Source organism: Ruegeria sp. AD11(2025) (assembly GCF_056542405.1).
Genome location: NZ_JBQFZU010000009.1, coordinates 1 through 20,460, shown reverse-complemented (window position 1 = coordinate 20,460; position 20,460 = coordinate 1). Strand labels below are relative to the sequence as shown.

Below are 20,460 nucleotides of genomic sequence, written 5' to 3'. Positions count from 1 at the left end.
TTTTTGTTTCTGGATGTTGGTCCCGGTCTTTCTCACTCTGCCTGTCGACGCAAGGAGATCAGAATGTCCACGATCGCGTCGATCACTTCGGGATCATCCAAGGCAGGGTTCGGCATGGAAGTCTCCCCAGCCACGGATTGCGGATCGCTAAGGAAGGCTACAAGCTGACTCCGGTCCCACTCTCCGCCCACTGCAGACAGCGATTGCGAGTAGTCGAAATCCGCCAGGCCTGCGACCTTGCGTCCGTAAACCTCACCCAGAGACGGGGCGCTGGCACTGGGCAGCACACCGAAACCGTGGCATTCAGCGCAGCCTTCCAACGCGGTTTCGACAGCCTCGGCCTTGTGTTTGGACAGATCGAGGTTTCCGATTTTCGAAACGGCAAACTGATAGCTGGGATCAAACTCGCCGACAGTAAGGTGCAGCACCTTTTTCTGATCCGTCCACAGAACAATCGCGTCACCGTGTTGATGGACATACCGAATACGAAAACCCAGCGGGATGCGCTCATCAAACAGGATGCTATCGCCTTTCGTGCGGATACGGAAAAGGCTGTTGCCAGCCAGTGAGCCAGCGATTAGATCGCCGTCCCATGCGGGATGAAAATTCTCAATGGGTGCCAGCGAGCTGACAGCGACGGATGGCAACCAGGAATAAGCCGGTAGTTCGAATTCAGGGTGGCGCCCGTAATCCAGCGTGTCGGGCAGCGGCAACCGGTTATATCGCGTCCCCAACGAGACCTGCGGCCAGCCGTAGTCATTGCCTTCACGAATGAGGTTCAGCTCATCTCCACCGCGCCGACCATGTTCAACCGCCCACAACTTGCCCTCGGCATCAAAGGCAATGCCCTGCATGTTCGAATGACCCTGGCTAACAATATGGTTTTCGCCGGTTTCCAGATCGATTGCGATCACTTTGCCATACATCTGCTCGGGGTCTTGAGACAGTGGCACGGGCGCATATATCCCATCCTGAGCATAGTCACCGGCCGCCAGATAAAGCGTTCCGGTTTCGTCAACACGAAAACGTCCCCCGGCCATGTGCCCCTGAATGGCGCGGCCGTTCGGGCTTGGCGCAAGGCAGGGCTCTGTTGAAAATACAAGGCTCCAGTCATCTGCTCCGATCGATAGATCCGCAGCAGCAGTACCGTTCAAATCCGCCCGTGCGATCGAAGTTCGGTAGCAGTTTTGTCCTTCGACCCATTCGGTAAACGAAACGAGTAGAACACCATCGACAACGTCAACATCGTTATAGCGAAAGAAAAAGTGGGCGAAGTTGTAGCTTGGATTCGCGGCCTCGAAATCCAGCATGGCCTTCCACCCGTTGGGTGGGGGGGCAATGTCCAATTTGCTGGCCTCATCCCCGCTTACTTCGAAGAACCCGCCCTCATGCGTCATCAAAAGCAGATCGTTGCCCAGGCTGGCCAGGGCACCGCCGCCTCCGGCGCGTTCTACCGGGACGTCCAGCGCGCGCATGTTCAGCGCGGTGAAAATGGTCTCAACCTGCATGGTCTGATCGTCGGCCCAGACTGGCGCGGTATGCGCCACGCCACCATGGCTTTTGCGCAATTCTTCAATCTCAAGGACCAGCAAAACAACCGCAACAGCCAAGGCCACCATGACGATTGGGCTAGTCAAAACCCGTTTTACAAAATTCATTCCCTGACCTCATGTTGTTTTTCGTTGGCCGACGTGCGAGAAAGTACTGCTGGAGCACATAGAAACTGGATTTCCTGGCAGTATCAACCCGGCTAGCCGTTTCCAACGGCCGAGATCGGCAAATGTGGTTCACGGGTCCTTTTGGCAACTGGCAGGTACCGCGAATGAGCTTACGAGTTCACGCGGCTGTTGAGTGCATGTGAGCGGTAGACCGTGCAGAATACGCGTGCTCACCACCGGAGGATGCCATGTCGATCACTCGCCGCCGTTTTGCTGGACTGTTGGGGGCAGTCGCGCTGCCCAACGCACTTTGGGCGCAACAGGATCCTGTGCTAGAGGCCGTCAGGACCACGCTTTACGGCAGCAACGCAGAATTCAAGCAGGGCATGGCCTTTCTGGTGCAGCGCGGCGACCCGGACGTAGTTCCCGCCCTGCTGACCGGAATGCGCTATGGCCGACGGCGCAGCGCCGAGATCGCCAAGGTCATACAAACCCTGACCGGGGAAAGTATCGGCGCCGACTGGTTCGTCTGGATGTTGTGGCAGGAACGGAACCCGCAGCTTGTCCCCCACCCGTCATTGATCCCGTTCAAGCGTGAAGTTTTGCTGGGGATCGACCAGAACTTCGACGATTTCCTGCGCCCCGAATACCTGCAGCGGGACAAGATGAAAATCCGGTTGGAAGAGATCGCCTGGGGAGGCGTGAGCAAGGATGGTATCCCGTCGCTGGACAACCCGACGCTGATACAAGCCGCGCAGGCCAATTACCTGAAAGATGACGATCTGGTTTTTGGGATCTCAATCAACGGAGATGAGCGCGCCTACCCGCTGCGCATCATGGGCTGGCACGAAATGTTCAATGAGGTGATCGGCGGCGTGCCTGTCGCGCTAGCCTATTGCACATTGTGCGGCTCGGGCATTCTGTTCGAAACGCAGGTTTCGGGGCGGCGAAAGCCATTGATCTTCGGTTCGTCGGGGTTCCTGTATCGCTCGAACAAGCTGATGTTTGACCGTGAGACGCATTCGCTGTGGAACCAGTATACCGGCAAGCCCGTCGTGGGTCCGCTGGTCGACAGCGGGATCGAACTGAAACAGCGCCCAGTGGTGATTACCACGTGGGAAAGCTGGAAGGCCTCGCATCCCGGCACTCGCGTTCTTTCGTTGAACACCGGGCATCGGCGCAACTATGGCTCGGGGGTGGTGTATCGTGAGTATTTCGCCTCGCCCGAGTTGATGTTCCCCGCGCTGGTCGATCAATCCTCGCATCGGCAAAAGGACTACGTCTTTGCCATCCGCCAGTTCGGTGCGGCGCGAGCCTGGCCGCTGGAGGCGTTCAGCAGAACCCGGGTGATCAATGACGCGATTGCCAAACACCCTCTGGTTCTGATCGGTAATGCTGACAAGCGCACCGTTCGCGCCTATGAGAGGAAATCACACCAGTTCAAAGCCTCGGACGGCGGGCTGGTGGATCAGACCGGCCGGAAATGGCTTCTGACCGAAGAGGCCCTGATCGGGCCGGACGGCACCCGATTGCTGCGGGTCGCGGGTCATATCTCGTACTGGTTCGCCTGGGACAACTATCTTGGCGATGTGTCGACGGTGTATCGCGACTAGGAGTGTTCTTCGGCGGCAGTCGCCGCCAGCGCTCGGTTATAGGCCTTGAGCGCATCGATGTGATAGAGCGCACCCACAGGGCTTTCGCTGCCATCTTCCTCCAAGGTCACAACCGGAATGCAGGGGATCTCGTCGCGATCGAAAAAGGGCATCGCCGCCTCCAACGTAGCGCTGGCCTGCACGCAAAGGCCCTGCTCGATCAGTTCCAGCGCCTCGTCCCTGGTGATTGACTTCGCATCTCCGATAGGCCGCATCACCGCCCCGGCGCGCAGCATCGCCAGCAGGTAGGCCTGCGGTCCTGCGGCCAAATGCACGTCGCGGCGTTCCAGCTGGGTCAGAAAAAAAGACCGATCCACAAGGCGCGAGGCCAGCGCCGTGGACATCGAAACCGAGACCATCACGGCGAGACCGATCTGCCAATCACCGGTCAGCTCAAAGACGATCATGGTGGTGGAAATCGGTGCGCCCAACACGGCGGCGGCCACGGCCCCCATTCCGGCAAAAGCATAGAGCGTATGGGTCCCGGATACATCTGGCAGCAGCCCCGTGGCGATGAGGCCAAAGGCCAGCCCGGTCAGCGCCCCGATCATCAGCGAGGGCGAGAAAACCCCACCTCCCATTCGCCCACCCATGGTGATCGCCAAAGCGATTGTCTTGATTACCGCAAACAGGATTGCGACAGTCAGAGTCAGATCGCCCGCCAAGGCGCGGATCGTCGTCTCGTACCCGACGCCTATGATATGTGGGAACCAAATCGCCAGAAGGCCCAGCATTGCCCCAGATACCGCTGGCCGCAGCCAACGCGGTAAGGACAGGCGGTTTTGGATATGGGTGCCGATATCCTCGGCAAAGAAGATCGACCGCATCAGCAGTAAGGAAACCAGCCCGCAGATGAGGCCGAGGATCAGGAAAGCGGGTAGCTCCACATAAAACTGCAATGACCCGGGGGTATCCAGAACGAATTCAGTTACGTCGCCATATTCCAGCCGGTTGATCACTGTACCTGCAACCGAGGCGATAACGATGGGCGCAAAGGCGTGCACGGCAAAGTGGCGCAGCACCACCTCAAGCGCGAACAAAGCGCCTGCGATGGGCGAATTGAAGCTGGCCGAAACCGCCGCCGCCACAGCGCAGCCAAGCAGATCACGCCCGGTGATTCCATCGGCGTGGATTCGGTCGCTTACCCAGGTCGAGATCACCCCGGCCATGTGCACCACCGGCCCCTCTCGCCCGGACGAACCGCCGGTGCTGAGTGTGATCAGCGAGGCAAGGAAGGACGCGATCCCCGCCTTACCCTCAACCCGGCCATTTGTCAGCGCAGCGCCCTCGATAACGTCCGCAACCGAGCGCACCCGCCCGTCATCGGTGAACTTGTGCAGGATCAGCCCCACGATCAGCCCGCCGACAATGGGGGTGATCAGGATCAGAAACCATGGCAGTTTCTCGGCATGGCTGTGCAGCAGCAGGATGTCCTCGGTATCATAGACATAGGCCTGCAGCGCTCGGATCGCCTTGCGAAACCCCAGCGCCATGAACCCGGCGGCGACCCCGATGGCCAGCGCTATGAACCAGAACTGAATCTGGCTGGGTCCGCGCCGCCGCATAACGCGCCAAGCATCCTTCATCGCGGCCAGAGCCTGATTGAGCTGGTTGCGCAAGACGGTTCGGGTCGATTGGGTCATTGGCCCTCGGGGATCAAGTCTTATCCCTTACTAAGCTACGGGGCGCCCTTATAAAAGTGGGATCGCGACGGTTTGAGAACCGGAAAGCGGCAGAAATTTCTCAGGCATCCAGCAAGGCACGGGCTGCGGCGCGGGCCTCGTCGGTGATGGTGTCTCCGGCCACCATGCGGGCGATCTCATCCACGCGGTCGGGATCGGCCAGCGGGATGACTGTGGACAGAGTCTGCCCGTCCATGACCTGTTTTTGCACCCGCCAATGATGCGCCGCACGTGCGGCCACCTGCGGCGAGTGTGTCACCACCAGCACCTGCCCCCCTTGCGCCAGCGACGCCAAACGCCGTCCCACCGCGTCGGCCGTCGCCCCGCCGACGCCTCGGTCAATTTCGTCAAAGATCATGGTGCGTGCGCTGTCGTCACCCGTCAGACAGACCTTGAGCGCCAACAGGAAACGGCTGAGTTCGCCTCCCGAGGCGATCTTGTTCAGCGGCCCGGACGGTGCACCGGGGTTGGTGGCGACGGTAAATGCCACCGCATCTGTGCCTTCAGGGCCAGGATCAGCGACAGTGATTTCGGTCTGAAACACCGCGCGTTCCATTTTCAGCGGTGCAAGTTCGGCCATCACCGCAGCATCCAGCTGTCCGGCAGCCTGCTGCCGCGTGGCGCTGAGCACCGCGGCGGCGTTGTCATAGGCGACCTGAGCGCCCTCGACCGCGGCCCGCTGTTCGGCCAGATCGGCATCGCCCGCGTCCAAACGGTTCAGCCGGTCACGCAGCGTATCAGCAAATGCCCCCAGATCGTCCGGGGTCACATTATGCTTGCGCGCCAGCGCGCGGATGGCGAACAGGCGCTCTTCGGCGGCCTCAAGCTCTGCCGGGTTGAAATCCAGCGCCTGAAGGCAGGCATTCACGCCATCCTGCGCCTCACCCAATTCGATCAGGGCACGGCCAAGCGCGGCGATGGGCTCCTCAAGCTGCCCGCCCGCATTGTCCGACACACCTTCCAACCAACGAACAGCGTCGGACATGGACCCTTCGGCGCCGTCTCCGCCCAGCAGATCAAAAGCACGAGCCACGTCGTCGCGAATACGTACAGCCCCCTGCATCATCCGGCGACGTGCGTCCAGTTCGGCATCCTCACCCGGCTGCGGATCCAGCTTGTCCAGTTCGGCGACCGCGTGCCGTAAGAATTCCTCTTCGGCGCGCATGGCGGCGAGGGTCGCCTCGGTCTTTGCCAGAGCTTTTCGCATGCCGGACATTTCGGTCCACGCGACACGTACAGCCGTCAGATGATCCCCCGCCCCGGCATAATCATCCAGCATGGCACGGTGCCCGCGCGGGTTCAGCAACCCGCGATCATCATGCTGACCATGCAGTTCGATCAAAGTCTCGGACAGCGCCCGCAGCACCTCACCGGAACAACGCCGGTCATTGACCCAAGCGGTCTTGCGACCTTCGGCGGTGTTGATGCGGCGCAGGATCAGCTCCTCGCCTCCGGGGAAGCCAGCTTCGGCCAGAACCGCATGGGCAGGGTGATCTGGGCCGAGTTCAAATTCGGCAACAACTTCGCCCTGAGCCGCCCCCTGACGGACAAGTTCGGCCCGCCCACGCCAGCCCAACACGAAACCCAGCGAATCCAGCAGGATCGACTTGCCCGCACCGGTTTCCCCGGTCAAAGCGTTTAAACCCGACTGAAACGTCAGTTCCAGCCGGTCGATGATCAGCATATCGCGGATATCAAGGGCGCGCAGCATCGGGTCTCAGCGTCCCACGCCTGTAGCCATGGCGATTACAACCACTCACCTTTGATCGTCTGGCGGTAGATCTGGCTGAGCCAGTTGTTGCCGCGGCTCTTCAGCTCCAACCCGCGCGAGGTCAGCAGCTTGTAGCCCGCATCGTACCATTCGGACGACTGGTAGTTGTAACCCAAAATAGCCCCAGCCGACTGCGCCTCATCTACCAGACCCAGCGACAGATACGCCTCGATCAGACGATAGAGCGCCTCGGCGGTGTGGGTGGTGGTCTGGAAATCCTCGACCACCACGCGGAATCGGTTGATGGCCGCAGTATAATGGTCCTGACGAAGGTAATAGCGCCCGATCTCCATCTCTTTGCCAGCCAGGTGGTCAAAGGCCAGATCGAACTTCAGCACGGCCGAGGTAGCATATTCGCTGTCCGGATAGACCTCGATCACCGTCCGCAACGACTGCAACGCCTGAAAGGTCAAGCCCTGGTCGCGCCCGACCTCATCAATCTGGTCATAGTAGCTGAGCGCCAGAAGGTACTGCGCATATGCCGCGTCTTCATCCGTCGGGTAAAAGTCGATATAGCGCTGCGCGGCAGCGCGGCTTTCTTCGTAATTCTTGTCCGTGTGGAACGAAAACGCCTGCATGATCAACGCGCGTTTGGCCCAGTCGGAATAAGGATACAGACGCTCCACTTCCGAGAAATACCACGCCGCATCGTCCGAGCGATTCTGCGACAGCTCAAACTCACCACGTGTGAAAATCTGTTCTGGCGTAAAGCCTTCCAGGTTCTGATTGCGGTCTGCGCCACTGTCGCCGCAGGCCGTCAAAACTGCTGTCAGAAGAATCGCGCCCGCGAACCTGACTGCCGCTTTGGTGCCAACCATTCCGCCTATCCTTGTCGTATTGCTTATCGGGGTAAGCCCCGGATTGGGCTTCGGTTTAGCACATATAATTCCGGGGCAAAACGCCTTAGTACACCCGCTGGCGGAATTGTCGACAGAGGTGATCTAATCAGGCAACTTCGGGAATTTCGTCCCAGACAAGGCCCTGCCCCGGCAGGCGCGCGGCCTGTTCTGGGGTGCACAGCACCGGGCGTACCGCACCGGGTGTTTCGAACAGCTTGCGAAGCAGCGTGTTTGTCATGGCATGGCCGGACTTGTCACCGGTGAAGTGGCCCAGAATCGGACCACCCGCCAGATAGAGGTCACCCAGAGCGTCCAGCATCTTGTGGCGCACCGCCTCATCCGCGTGGCGGAAACCGCCCGGGGTCAGCACTTCGTTACCCTGTACGACGACGGCGTTTTCCAAGGTACCACCCAGGGCAAGGCCGTTTTCACGCATCGCTTCGACATCCGTACGGCGGCAGAAGGTGCGGCAATCGCTGAGTTCACGTGCGAAAGAGCCGTTGCGCATGTCCAGACGCTTGGTTTGACTGCCAATCGCGCTGTCCTCGAAATCGATGTGGAAGTCGATGATCAAACCGTCCGCAGGTGCAATCGACGCGCTTGCGCCTTCGCGCGATGCGGTTACCGGCTTGAGAACTTCGAAGGCCAGAACCGGGCTGGCCTGACGGCGTACACCCTTGGCCATGATGCCGCGCACGAAATCGATCGACGAGCCGTCCATGATCGGAACCTCGGGACCATCGATCTCGATCAGCGCGTTATGAACGCCACATCCGGCCAGCGCGGCCATGATATGCTCGACAGTCGACACCGAGACGTTTGCTTCATTTACCAGACGGGTGCACAGTGGCGTGCGCTCTACCACGTCATAGATCGCAGGGATCAACGCATTGCCCAGCTCGATATCCGTCCGTTTGAACCAGATGCCGTGACCGGCAGCTGCCGGCTTCAGGACCATCGTCGCAGGCTTGCCGCTGTGCAGCCCAACGCCTGTAAACGTGATCGGAGATTTGAGCGTATGTTGCAAGGTGAACCTCGGTGAGTGGTTTCCGGCCTTTCTGGCCCGTGTTGGACATTCAACTAAGGAAGGTCGGGAAAAGGCTCAACTCACTCTTTGTAACTGAATGAAACATGAATGTAACAGATCGGCAAATCCCTGCTTACATACGGACAAGCCCATGTATTTAAAAATAAAAGGGCCGCCAAACGGCGACCCTTTTTAGGTACATTGTTACCGGGTTCAGTTAGCCTGACGGCGCAGGAACGCGGGAATTTCGATCCGATCCTGCTCGGGGTCGGCCTCGTCATGCGCAGGTGCCGTAGCGTCAGCCTGGCGCATCGGAGGCTGCTGGCGCACCGGTTGGGCCGGGGTATCGGCGGCGTGGCCGGTCATCCGGTCGATCAGGCGGTTAAAGCCGAACCGGGGACGATCATGTGCATCCGCCTGCGGCGTCGCTGCCGGTTGCGGGGTCTGCGGACGGGGCGCGGGATGGCCACGCGCGGCCGCTGGGATATTCTGAACGGCGGCCTGCAGACGCTGCAGTGCCTCGGGCGACGGTGTGCCGGCCGCGGCCTGCGGCTGCGGTGCAACAAAGCTCTCGGGCGCAGGCTCAACCGGCTCGGGGGCCGGTTCAAATTCGGCCACGCGCGGCTGATATGCCGGGGGCGGCAAACCGTCATCGTCCTGCTCTGCCCGCGGCTGGAATTGCTGCTGCGCCGGTTCCTCGGCAGTTTCGAACAGCGAGGGTTCGCGGTTGACTTCAGGCTGCGGCGCAGGCTCGGCCACTTCAGCCACTGCCGCGGGGGCCTCGTCCTGCCGCGACTCTTCTGCCGAAACGGTGCGGGTCAGCGGAGCCGACATGGGGCGGCGCGCAACCGGTACGTCTTCGCTTTTCTCGCTGGCGTCGATGCCGGTGGCCACAACCGATACACGCATTCCGCCTTCCATCGCAGTATCCAGGGTTGAACCGACGATGATGTTGGCTTCGGGGTCCACTTCCTCGCGGATGCGGTTGGCGGCTTCGTCCAGTTCGAACAGCGTCAGGTCATGGGAACCGGTGATGTTGATCAACACGCCTTTGGCGCCCTTGAGGCTGATTTCGTCCAGCAGCGGGTTGGCGATCGCCTTCTCGGCCGCCTGAACCGCGCGATCTTCGCCGGTGGCCTCACCAGTACCCATCATCGCCTTGCCCATCTCGTCCATCACGGCGCGGACATCGGCAAAGTCGAGGTTGATCAGGCCGGGACGCACCATCAGGTCGGTCACGCCCTTAACGCCCTGATACAGAACGTCATCCGCCATCGAGAACGCCTCTGTAAAGGTGGTTTTCTCGTTAGCCAGACGGAACAGGTTCTGGTTCGGAATGATGATCAGAGTGTCAACGACCTTTTGCAGCGATTCAACACCGTCTTCGGCCTGCCGCATCCGCTTGGCACCCTCAAACTGGAAAGGTTTGGTGACAACGCCGACAGTCAGTACGCCCAGTTCCCGCGCGGCCTGCGCGATGATCGGAGCCGCTCCCGTTCCGGTACCACCGCCCATACCGGCGGTGATAAAGCACATATGCGCACCAGCCAGATGATCGACGATTTGTTCGATGCTTTCTTCGGCGGCTGCGGCACCTACGGCGGGCCGCGCACCAGCACCCAAACCTTCGGTGACTTTCACGCCCAATTGCACCCGCGCAGACGACTGGCTTTGCTGCAGCGCTTGCGCGTCGGTGTTGGCGACAACGAAATCGACGCCGTCCAGCTGTTTTTCAATCATGTTGTTAACGGCGTTTCCGCCCGCACCGCCAACGCCAAATACTGTAATCCGAGGCTTCAGTTCGTCGTGCCCGGGCATCGAAAGATTCAATGTCATGCTCTGTCCGCCTGTTTTTTTGACCCGCCAAAGCGGTGTTTTTCTTACCTATCCGCTTACAATCCTACCGATCCAAACCGCAAAGGTCACGCCAAAAATCGCCAAATTCCACAAAATATGGAGGAAATATGGCGGCAATTAGCGGTATTTCGCATTGAACGCCAGATGTTGCGAAATAATCTCAACCCACCACAACGCAAGCGACACATGCGTCGTAGCCAACATGCACGTCACTTAGGGTTTCGACCGATTTTCAAGATGCGGAAAACTGCTCAGGTCCTGCCGCGGGGCCTCTGACGGGCCTTGTGGATATCTTGCGGCATAAAACTGAGGGCCGCAACCCATTTCTTTAGCTAATAGGGACACTTGGACAATTCAGCCCGTCCTCGGTGATGCTGCGCACCTCTTGAATCTCGCGGCGGCTGAAACTGGCCAGTCGAACCATCAGGCGGTCTTGATGCAGAAAGGGCCACCAGCAAACCGGCACGTCATCAGGATCGTCATCGTACAAAAAGCAGATCTGGCCGTTCGGCGTGGTGATTTGCCCGTAAACGCAACCCCGCCCCTCCATCCGCCAAACGGACAATGTGGGGCTGAGGAATTCCTCGGTACCCACCAGAAAACCGCTGGGATAGTCGACGAATGTGACCGTCTTGCCTTGGACCGCAGCCAGGAAGGTTTCAGGCGTGATGCGGGTCTGGGCATGCGCAGCGAACGGGGCTAGGGCGATCAACGCCGCGACCCCTGCCCGATTACCAATTGTCACGGAACCAGCGCATTGCACGCTTGAAGGGTCGCGCGGCATAGGTGTCGACCGGGATTTCGAAATCCCACCATTCGTCCTGCGGATGCGCGGCGAACAGGCTTAGCCCCACAGCCGATGAGAACCCCGGCCCGGTTGCCGACTGCGGCAAGCCGTGAACACGCAACGGGCGGCCAAGACGGACACGCTGGCCCAATATACGGGTCGCAAGGCCATCAAGCCCCATGATCTGACTACCCCCGCCGGTCAGCACGATCTGCTGGCTGGGCATATGCTCGAACCCGGCCGCATCCAGACGCACGCGCACTTCTTCCAAGATCTCTTCCACGCGCGGACGCATGATACCGATCAGTTCGGCCCGGCTGACGGTGCGGCGGTCATGCTCCCAATCGCCGGTATCGCCTCTGATATCAATAAGATCCCGATCATCGGCCCCGGTTGCGTGAACGCCACCGTTGAAGGTCTTGATCCGTTCGGCCACAGCCGCCGGGACGCCCAGCCCCATCGAGATATCAGCAGTCACGTGATCCCCACCCATACGCACGCAATCAGCATAGATCATGTGTTTCTTCATGAAGATCGAAACGCTGGTCGTACCACCACCCATATCGATACAGGCCGCGCCCAATTCCTGCTCATCCTCGACCAGCGCGGAAATGCCCGACACATAGGCCGAGTTTGCAATCCCCGCCAATTCCAGATCGCAGCGTTTGATGCAGCGCACGATATTTTGGATCGCGACCGCGTCGACGGTCAGCATGTGCATGTCGACTGCCAGCGACTGCCCCATCTGCCCACGCGGGTCGATCAGGCCCGAGCGGTTATCGAGCGCGAAATTCACCGGCTGGGCGTGCAGCACTTCACGACCTGCGCCGTAGTCCGGCACGTCGCAGGCGTTCAGCACGCGGCCGACCTCGGCCTCGGAAACCACTTGTCCTTCCAAATCGACCTGCGCGTCCAGACCGTACGAACGCGGATTTGCACCCGAGAAACTGGCGATCACGTGATCCACCCGGATATCAGCCATCTTCTGAGCCGCCTGCAGAGCCGTCCGGATCGCGCGTTCGGTCTCCTGCATGGCGGTGACTTCGCCAAACTGTACGCCGCGCGACCGCGTAGTCGCTGCGCCGATCACCCGGAACCCGGTCTGACCGGCCAGAGACCCAATGCTGTTATCCTCACTCAGCCGTCCGGTGCCGTCGAACCGCAGCACAAGGCAGGCGATCTTGGAACTGCCAACATCCAGAATGGCGACAACACCGCGTTGCATCGCCTGTCTGCGCATCTGCCGCATGGCCCGTTGGGACTGATAAAGATCGGTCATCATGGTCGTTACTGCCCGTTACCCACTGTCACTTTTGTATTCCACCAGTCTTCGCTGGCGGCTTTGGTCATTCTGATGGTCGGACGCTGCCCAAGGCGCATATCCACCACCGCCACATCACGTTCTAAAAGATCCTGCACTTCGTTCACCGCCAGCACGCGCTCTAGCGCGCGCACGGGGCGCTCGGTTGGCAGCATGATGCGTTGGCCGCGATCCAGAACCAGATCCCAGCGGCGCTCGCCGATCCGCACCAGGCCCCGCACCCTGGTGCCAAGGCTGCGTGCGGTTGTCATCAGTTGCAGCGCTTCACCTACATGAGCATCCGCACCCTTGCCCGCAATCAGCGGCAGGTCAGAGTGATCCTTGCGCGACGCGATCCGCTCAACATGCGCGCCGGTTTCGTCCAGCAATTCGATCCCACTGCGTGTACGCCAGACGATGACCGGCTGCCGCTCGACCACATCGACCTGAAGAATGCCGCCAGGGCGGACGCGGACCGAGGCGGATTTGACCGGATCCAACCCGGTGATCGTGTCGCGGATCTGTTCGACATCCAGATCCCAGGAACTCATCGGGAAATCCAGCGGCACAACCTCGCGGATATCTTCGGACAGGTTGGTGCCTGCGCCATCGATGGCCATCAGATTGACAATGAATTCCGGGCGCTGCTGGATCGAGGTCTTGATGTCGTTGACATAGGCAACCACGGCCTCGCGCCGGTCTTCTGCGCTGAAGTACAGCCCGATGGCGGCACAGACCGCCGCAATCGGCAGCCCGACCTTCAGCCCGCGCCTAACACCCGGCGTCAGCATCCAACGTTGAAGGCGATAGCTCAAACGCGACGGGGCCGGATCGAACCGCTGCGATTTACGCCCGAACAGCTTTGCCCCGCGCAGGCGCAGTTTCGGCTCGACATCGTGATGGGCACCTGACGCGAAATCGGCATCCGGCCCGGCCAGCGGTTTCGAGCGATGGATCACCGGCGCGCGGGTGGCTCTCAGCGGTTGCACGAGGCGTCCTCCACCATCCAGGCGCAAAGCTGACCAAAAGTCATGCCGCGATGCTCGGCTTGTTCTGGCACCAGCGAGGTCGGCGTCATGCCGGGCTGCGTGTTGGTTTCCAACAGGAACAACCCATCGGCCCCCATACTGTCATCCCAGCGGAAATCGGTTCGGGAAACGCCCTTGCACCCAAGCGCCCTGTGGGCGCGCAGCGCGTAGTCCATGCAGAGGTCAAAGATGTCCTGTGGGATTTCAGCGGGCAGCACATGCCACGAGCCACCGGGCTTGTACTTGGCGTCATAGTCGTACCAGCCGCCATCGGTCATGATCTCGGTCACCGTCAGGGCACGGTCACCCATCACGGTCACGGTCAACTCGCGGCCAGCAATGTACTTCTCGACCATCACATGCTCGGGCATCTCGTCCGACAGCTGCGGCGGACCGTTCGAGCCTTCGTGAACGATATAGATACCAACGCTGGACCCTTCGTTGTTCGGCTTGGCCACGTAAGGCGGTTCCATCACGTGGACCTTGATTACTTCGACCTTGGGCACGATCACGCTGAGAACAACGGGCAGGCCTTCGACCTGAAACACCTCTTTGCTGCGTTGCTTGTCCATTGCCAATGCCGAGGCCAGCACACCGGAATGCGTATACGGGATGCGCATCCATTCCAGCAGGCCCTGTACACAGCCATCTTCACCCCAGCGGCCATGCAGAGCGTTGAAAACTACATCCGGCTTGATGTCCAAAAGGCGCGCGTGGAGATCGGGACCTGCGTCCAGCTCAACCACTTCAAAGCCTTCTCCCCTTAGGGCGGCCGCGCATTCGCGCCCAGAGCTGAGAGACACCTCGCGTTCCGCCGAGGGGCCACCCATCAATACCGCCACTTTGGGGTTTGTCCTGCTCGACAGTCCCACTTCGTGCGCCTCAATGTCCCCGGACCTTATAGGGTGGTCCGTACTGCGTTATGCCTTTGATCCGTCGCCTGATTTTGCCTGTTATGGTCTGACGGTTGGGGCTTTATTCTTTCAGCGGATCACCGACCCGCATGATTTCCCACTCTAACGTTATGCCGCTTGTTTCGTAAACCTTTTTTCGCACCTCTTCACCCAGACCTTCAAGGTCGGCGGCTGTGGCGGTGCCGGTATTGATCAGGAAATTCGAGTGCTTCGGGCTCATCTGAGCCCCGCCCAGCGTCGCTCCGCGCATTCCCGCGTCGTCGATCACCTTCCAGGCCTTGAGGTCATGTACATCATCCGCCCGCCCGGTCGATGAAAACCCGGCCGGGTTTCGGAACGTCGACCCGGCGCTGCGGTCCTTGGTGGGTTGAGTCTCGTCGCGTTTCTGCAACTGCGCCGTCATGCGGTCGTGCAGGTCCTGCGGGTCACCCGCGGGGCCTTCGAACGTCGCCGAAACCAATACCGCCCCTTCGGGCAGGTCGGATTGCCGGTAGCGAAAGTTCAGGTCGTCAGGGGTCAAGTCAACCAACTCTCCCTGCCGCGTGACGATGGTGGCCTTGCGCAGCACGTCAGCGGTGTAGCTACCGTAACAACCGGCGTTCATCCGCACCGCGCCGCCGATCGAGCCGGGAATGGTGCGCAGGAAAGTCAGGTCCACGCCCCCATCCGCCGCCTTGCGCGCTACATGCGCATCAAGCGCGGCTGCGCCTGCGGTAACCGTGTTACCCTCAACCGTGATACCGTTGAACCCGCGCCCCAGCCGGATCACCACGGCGCGCAGACCACCATCCCGCACGATCAGGTTCGATCCGACGCCCATCGGGAAAACCGGGGCCTCTGCGGGTAGATCACGCAGGAAACACTGCAGGTCCTCGATATCCGCGGGCTGAAACAGGTAGTCTGCCGGCCCGCCAACACGCAGCCAGGTCAGGTCGTTCAGAGATCGGGCCCGCGTCAGGCGCCCCCTGACTTCGGTCAAATTGATCATGTGTTTGCTCTTGCAGCCAGGCTACGCCCACCGACCCCGCCCACTATGACCGCCAAAAGGAAGGGCAGGACCGCTCCGGTCAGCCAGATGAAGGGCCCAAAGGCCTGTTCCTCTTCGCCAGTGCCGACGCCTGCCAGCATTACAATCAAAACCAGCGAAACGACAGAAGTCAGCCCGATCAGCAACAACAGACCCCTGAGGCCGATCCAGCGCCCCGCAACAAAGCCTGCCACGGCCCCAAGGACCAGCGTGATCAGTGGCAGATAAGCAAATGTGGCGATGTCGACCATGGGGGCCTCCTGAAAGCGGTCGTTACTTGTTGGTCGCCTTCATGCCCTGCATTTTCGCCTTTGTCCAACGGGTCAGGTAAATAACCGGCCAGCGCAGCACCGACATGCCCATCGCCAGAACCAGCAGCCCGACCCACGGGCCGTTCTGCAAAGTGACATAGCCCAATATCGGGATACCAACCGCAACCAGGATATAGGCGCGCGTCCAGTGATTGTCTTTGCTTGGGAGCATCGCCAGCACATTTGCGGCAATCCCCCACAGCGCGGCAAGGGCGATGGACCAGTTCATTCCTCGATCTCCCTACCCGACCACCGGCGCCAGTAATACCGGATTGGGTTACGGAACATGGACACAAAGCCGGCGAAGGCCAGTACCGAGAGGAACCAGCCATAGTCGTATCCCAGCCAAACGATTAAGACAGGCGCAGAGATCAGCAACACAATTCCCGGAGGAAACTGCAACCGCATCGGCAACATGGCCACGATTGTCGCGGCCACGACCCACATGGATGCGAACACAACTGAATACACCTGCTGCCCCTCCGAGGACGTTGCGACGCTACACTTTAAAGTTGCGTCACCCAAAAGTCCATTGCGTCAAACTGCTTGTTTTTGCTGCAGCCGCGCAGGCAACCCATGGGCCCAGGTACTGATCGTCCCGGCGCCCAGACAAACGACCATGTCACCGGGACGAGCCTGCTCGCGGACCAATCGTTCCAGATCGCTTTCATCCAACAGCGCGCGGGCGTGGCGGTGGCCGTGACGGATCAAACCTTGGACCAGATCGTCGCGGGATGCGCCTTCAATCGGGTCTTCTCCGGCGGCGAAGATTTCGGCGATGGCCACCACGTCTGCATCATTGAAACAGGTGCAGAAGTCGTCAAAAAGGTTGGACAGCCGAGAGTAGCGGTGCGGTTGATGCACCGCGATGACACGGCCCTCGGTCGCCTGACGCGCGGCTTTCAGCACGGCGGTTATTTCAACCGGGTGATGGCCGTAATCGTCGATGATGGTGACACCATCAACTTCGCCCACCTTGGTAAACCGGCGATTCACACCGCCGAAATTGGCCAAAGCATCGCGGATCTCTGAGGCTTTCATACCCAGATGACGGGCTACCGCAGCCGCGGACAGCGCGTTCGAGACGTTGTGATCGCCCGGCATCGGCAGGGTACAACCTTCAATCACCGTGTCTTCGTATTGCAGGTGGATGTCGAAATGGGCAACGCCGCCCTTATAGGTCAGATTCACCGCCCGCACATCAGCCTGAGCGTTAAAGCCATAGGTGCGCACGCGGCGGTCGGTGATGCGGCCCACCAGTGTTTGCACTTCGGCATGGTCGGTACAGCACACGGCCAAACCGTAGAAAGGCAGGTTCGAGACGAACTCATAGAACCCGTCGCGCAGTTTGTCGAAATCGCCCCAGTGCTCCATATGCTCGGGGTCGATATTGGTAACGATGGCAATAGTCGCGGGCAGACGGTTGAACGAGCCGTCGGATTCGTCGGCCTCGACCACCATCCATTCGCCCTGCCCCATCCGCGCGTTCGAGCCGTAGGCGTGGATGATCCCGCCATTGATCACGGTCGGGTCAAAGTCACCCGCCACCATCAACTCGGCCATCATCGTGGTCGTGGTGGTCTTACCGTGGGTTCCGGCGATGGCGATGTTTGATCTCAGCCGCATCAGCTCGGCCAGCATGTCGGCGCGGCGGACAACCGGCAGACCTTGCGCGCGGGCACCGTCCAGTTCCGGGTTGCCGGGTTTAATCGCGGTCGACACCACAACAACGGCAGCGTTTTCCAGATTTTCCGCACGTTGCCCCACGAAAATCTCGGCCCCCAAACCTGCCAGACGATCGGTGATCTTCGAGGCTTTCAGGTCTGACCCCTGAACCCGGTAACCCAAGTTCAGCAGCACCTCGGCAATCCCCGACATCCCGATCCCTCCGATCCCAACGAAGTGGATCGGCCCTACGTCTTGCGGCAGTTTGGTTGCTGGATTCATGCGGTCTCCTTCTGCGCCAGGTCTTCGACGAGGTGCACCAGACGCTCGGTCGCATCCGGCGCGCCGGTCGAGAGGGCGGCATGGGCCATCTTTTGTGCGGCTTCGGGGTTTGTCAGAACTGCGGTGATTTGCTCGGTCAACGCGGAAACGTCAAGCAGGTTTTCAGGAATCATGATCGCCCCGCCCGCTTGTACCAGCCCTCGTGCGTTGGCGGTCTGGTGGTCGCCTGCGGCCGCAGCATAGGGGACCAGGATCGAAGGCCGCCCGATCACCGAGATATCGGCGACACTGGACGCGCCCGAGCGGCTGATGACCAACTGCGCGTCGGACATACGCCGGGGGACATCCTGAAAGAATGGTTTAACCTCGGCTCGGATGCCATGATCGGCGTAGAAGGCGGTGACCCGCTCTCCGTCCTCGTCACGCGCCTGATGAGCGACGCGGATATGGCTGCGAAGTTCGTCCGGCAAAGCAGCGATCGCGCCCGGCACCACATCGCTGAGGATGCGCGCGCCCTGCGAGCCGCCCATTACCAAGACAGACATCGGGTATTCGCCCGGCGGGATATAGCCAGCCGCTGCGCGCTCCAACACGGCGGCACGAACCGGATTACCGGTATGGATGCCCTTCGCGCCCTCAGGCAGGTCGGTTGGCCAGATGCCGCAGGCCACCTGAGATACGCGGGTCGCAAACAGCTGGTTCACCCGCCCCAGAATACCGTTCTGCTCATGAATCATGCGCGGGATCTTCAACATCATCGCCGCGCCCAGCGCCGGGATCGAGGGGTAGCCGCCAAAGCCCACCACTACGTCCGGCCGGTCGCGCATCATCTGAAACGCCATGCTGGTAACGCCAGTGGCAACCTTGGGCCCTACCAGAGCTTTCGCAGCCAGACCGCCCCGGGCAAAGGTGGCCGAGGAGGCCTTGACTATCTCGGTCGTATGCGGAAAGCCGCTAGTATACCGCGCGCCGCGTGCATCGGTGGACAGGCGAACACGCCAGCCTTTGTGCAACATCGCTTCGGCCAGCGCCTGCGCCGGGAACATATGGCCTCCGGTGCCGCCCGCCGCAATCAGTAGATAGGGTTTGGTCATCAACCTCGTCCGCGCAGAATATCGCCAAGCTCGCCCTGTGGGCGGGTTCGGGTAAACGCCAAAAGCATCCCGACTGCAATGCCACCCGCAATCAGCGACGAACCACCATAGCTGACAAACGGTAACGTCATGCCCTTGGCGGGCAGCAGGCGCACCGCAACACCCATGTTGATCATCGCTTGCACGCCGAAGATGCACGCCAGACCGGTGCCCGCCAGACGGATGAACATGTCGCGCTCCTTCATCAGCCGCAGCAACGAGCGCACCACGATGATCGAATACAGCGCGATGATGATCAACACCAGAATCAGGCCGAATTCCTCGGCCGCGACGGCGATAATGAAATCCGTATGCGCATCGGGCAAAGACCACTTCACCTGCCCCTCGCCCACACCCACGCCGAACAGACCACCCTCGCGGATGGCGTTGGTGGCATAACCGATCTGAGTGGTCGGATCGACCTCTTGGTTCAGAAACCCATCAATCCGCCGGGCGAAGTGTTCCGAATTGGAATAGGCCAGCATACCACCCAGCACCACCGCGCCGGCCATGCCAACCAGCAGCAGCATCGGCGCGCCGGCGACGAAATACATAACGCCCCAGCCGAACAGGATCAGACAGGCTTGTCCGAAATCCGGCTGCAACACCAGCATCCCGACAATGGCCATGCACAACGCAAAGGACCACAACCGTCCCGGAGGGCCATTGATCTCCTGGGACGCGGCCAGCAGCCATGCAGCCACCACGCCAAAGCCGGGCTTCAGAAATTCGGAGGGCTGCAGCGAGGCAAACCCCAGCGAGTACCAGCGCACCGCGCCCTTGCCGAAATCGGTGCCGAATACCGGCAGGAAGGCAAGCGCCACGAACGCGCCTAGAAAGCCCAGCACCGCCAGACGCCGCACCAGCGTCGGCGACATCATCGAAGTCAGCAGCATCGCAATCAGCGCCAGCCCACCGAACAGGGCCTGCCGCTCGACATAGTGGAACGGATCAAACCCATTGCGACCGGCCAGCGGCGGTGACGAGGCCAACCCCAGCAACAATCCGATGACAAACAGGATCAAAACGCAGGACATCGTCCAGCGATCGATTGTCCGCCACCACTTTGGTAGAATCGGTTCGCCGCGCTGGTCCTGGACCGCGCCATACACCATCTCAGTCATGAGATACCGCCACTCTCTGCCTCGTTAACGCCCCGTTTTCGGGGTCTGATTGAGACTCTACAGGGATTTTGGCGTTTGGGCTAGCAGAATGACGGGCCGACCAACGAAATCGGCACAATGGACCGGTTCTTCCGGCAAAGTGCCCGGTCGTTGAACTTTCGGGTTACCTAAGCGACCAGATCATAGTGCTTGATCAATCGTGCTTCGACCAATTCAGCTTCGGCAGGATCAATGTGGGGGCTGTTGTAGTCTTCACCGACAAAAGCTTTAAGCGCGTCTAGGCTTTCCCAAATCATCACGAAACTGAATTCTCTAGGCTCAGGACCCATTGATTTCCGTATAGCGGCGTGATTCACGGTTCGAAAACGAGCGGTGAACATGTCTGATCTTTTCTGGCTTACAG

Annotated in this window: 19 protein-coding genes; 1 reads left to right on the top strand and 18 read right to left on the bottom strand. The window is 60.4% G+C overall.

Annotated features, from left to right (window positions below):
* Positions 1 to 32: 32 nt before the first annotated feature.
* Complete coding sequence (locus ACR1XY_RS10710) at positions 33 to 1,658, bottom strand: PQQ-dependent sugar dehydrogenase (RefSeq protein WP_480592981.1); 1,626 nt, start codon at positions 1,656 to 1,658, stop codon at positions 33 to 35.
* A 248-nt stretch (positions 1,659 to 1,906) separates the two neighbouring features.
* Between ACR1XY_RS10710 and ACR1XY_RS10705 the strand changes: the two genes are divergently transcribed.
* Positions 1,907 to 3,271, top strand: a complete 1,365-nt coding sequence (locus tag ACR1XY_RS10705; RefSeq protein WP_480592979.1) for a DUF3179 domain-containing protein — start codon at positions 1,907 to 1,909, stop codon at positions 3,269 to 3,271.
* Here ACR1XY_RS10705 and ACR1XY_RS10700 read toward each other — a convergent pair.
* The 17 genes from ACR1XY_RS10700 to ACR1XY_RS10620 form a co-directional block, all read right to left on the bottom strand.
* Positions 3,268 to 4,953: a chloride channel protein gene (locus tag ACR1XY_RS10700; RefSeq protein ID WP_480592977.1), complete on the bottom strand. Its 1,686-nt coding sequence runs from the start codon at positions 4,951 to 4,953 to the stop codon at positions 3,268 to 3,270. The genes ACR1XY_RS10705 and ACR1XY_RS10700 overlap by 4 nt on opposite strands.
* Positions 4,954 to 5,053: 100 nt before the next feature.
* Positions 5,054 to 6,703, bottom strand: a complete 1,650-nt coding sequence (gene recN / locus ACR1XY_RS10695) for a DNA repair protein RecN (RefSeq protein WP_480592975.1) — start codon at positions 6,701 to 6,703, stop codon at positions 5,054 to 5,056.
* 35 nt (positions 6,704 to 6,738) lie between these two features.
* On the bottom strand, positions 6,739 to 7,581 hold the full coding sequence (locus tag ACR1XY_RS10690; RefSeq protein WP_480592973.1) for an outer membrane protein assembly factor BamD: 843 nt from the start codon (positions 7,579 to 7,581) through the stop codon (positions 6,739 to 6,741).
* Between the two features lie 127 nt (positions 7,582 to 7,708).
* On the bottom strand, positions 7,709 to 8,629 hold the full coding sequence (gene lpxC, locus ACR1XY_RS10685) for a UDP-3-O-acyl-N-acetylglucosamine deacetylase (RefSeq protein ID WP_480592971.1): 921 nt from the start codon (positions 8,627 to 8,629) through the stop codon (positions 7,709 to 7,711).
* A 213-nt stretch (positions 8,630 to 8,842) separates the two neighbouring features.
* Complete coding sequence (gene ftsZ, locus ACR1XY_RS10680; protein WP_480592969.1) at positions 8,843 to 10,465, bottom strand: cell division protein FtsZ; 1,623 nt, start codon at positions 10,463 to 10,465, stop codon at positions 8,843 to 8,845.
* 349 nt (positions 10,466 to 10,814) lie between these two features.
* Positions 10,815 to 11,231 (bottom strand): hypothetical protein, encoded by a 417-nt coding sequence (locus tag ACR1XY_RS10675; RefSeq protein WP_480592967.1) that lies wholly within the window; start codon positions 11,229 to 11,231, stop codon positions 10,815 to 10,817.
* Positions 11,218 to 12,552: a cell division protein FtsA gene (gene ftsA / locus ACR1XY_RS10670; RefSeq protein ID WP_480593272.1), complete on the bottom strand. Its 1,335-nt coding sequence runs from the start codon at positions 12,550 to 12,552 to the stop codon at positions 11,218 to 11,220. The genes ACR1XY_RS10675 and ftsA overlap by 14 nt, the downstream gene beginning before the upstream one ends.
* A gap of 8 nt (positions 12,553 to 12,560) precedes the next feature.
* Positions 12,561 to 13,562: a cell division protein FtsQ/DivIB gene (locus ACR1XY_RS10665; protein WP_480592965.1), complete on the bottom strand. Its 1,002-nt coding sequence runs from the start codon at positions 13,560 to 13,562 to the stop codon at positions 12,561 to 12,563.
* The gene (locus ACR1XY_RS10660; protein WP_480592964.1) at positions 13,550 to 14,473 is read right to left on the bottom strand and encodes a D-alanine--D-alanine ligase; all 924 of its coding nucleotides are present in this window, start codon (positions 14,471 to 14,473) and stop codon (positions 13,550 to 13,552) included. Before ACR1XY_RS10660 ends, ACR1XY_RS10665 begins: the two co-directional genes overlap by 13 nt.
* Before the next feature lie 103 nt (positions 14,474 to 14,576).
* Positions 14,577 to 15,503, bottom strand: coding sequence for a UDP-N-acetylmuramate dehydrogenase (gene murB, locus ACR1XY_RS10655; protein WP_480592962.1), 927 nt, complete (start codon positions 15,501 to 15,503; stop codon positions 14,577 to 14,579).
* Positions 15,500 to 15,793, bottom strand: a complete 294-nt coding sequence (locus ACR1XY_RS10650) for a hypothetical protein (protein ID WP_480592961.1) — start codon at positions 15,791 to 15,793, stop codon at positions 15,500 to 15,502. The genes murB and ACR1XY_RS10650 overlap by 4 nt, the downstream gene beginning before the upstream one ends.
* 22 nt (positions 15,794 to 15,815) lie before the next feature.
* Entirely contained in the window at positions 15,816 to 16,082 is a 267-nt protein-coding gene (locus tag ACR1XY_RS10645) for a DUF2484 family protein (protein WP_480592959.1), read from the bottom strand.
* Positions 16,079 to 16,324 (bottom strand): DUF2484 family protein, encoded by a 246-nt coding sequence (locus ACR1XY_RS10640; RefSeq protein WP_480592957.1) that lies wholly within the window; start codon positions 16,322 to 16,324, stop codon positions 16,079 to 16,081. Before ACR1XY_RS10640 ends, ACR1XY_RS10645 begins: the two co-directional genes overlap by 4 nt.
* Before the next feature lie 66 nt (positions 16,325 to 16,390).
* Positions 16,391 to 17,800 carry a UDP-N-acetylmuramate--L-alanine ligase gene (gene murC / locus ACR1XY_RS10635; protein ID WP_480592955.1) on the bottom strand — a complete coding sequence of 470 codons (1,410 nt, stop codon included), beginning with the start codon at positions 17,798 to 17,800 and terminating at the stop codon, positions 16,391 to 16,393.
* A complete protein-coding gene (locus tag ACR1XY_RS10630) occupies positions 17,797 to 18,894 on the bottom strand; it encodes a UDP-N-acetylglucosamine--N-acetylmuramyl-(pentapeptide) pyrophosphoryl-undecaprenol N-acetylglucosamine transferase (RefSeq protein ID WP_480592953.1) in 1,098 nt (365 codons plus the stop codon). Before ACR1XY_RS10630 ends, murC begins: the two co-directional genes overlap by 4 nt.
* Complete coding sequence (ftsW, locus tag ACR1XY_RS10625; RefSeq protein WP_480592951.1) at positions 18,894 to 20,057, bottom strand: putative lipid II flippase FtsW; 1,164 nt, start codon at positions 20,055 to 20,057, stop codon at positions 18,894 to 18,896. The genes ACR1XY_RS10630 and ftsW overlap by 1 nt, the downstream gene beginning before the upstream one ends.
* A gap of 167 nt (positions 20,058 to 20,224) precedes the next feature.
* A complete protein-coding gene (locus ACR1XY_RS10620) occupies positions 20,225 to 20,437 on the bottom strand; it encodes a hypothetical protein (RefSeq protein WP_480593270.1) in 213 nt (70 codons plus the stop codon).
* Between the last annotated feature and the right edge of the window lie 23 nt (positions 20,438 to 20,460).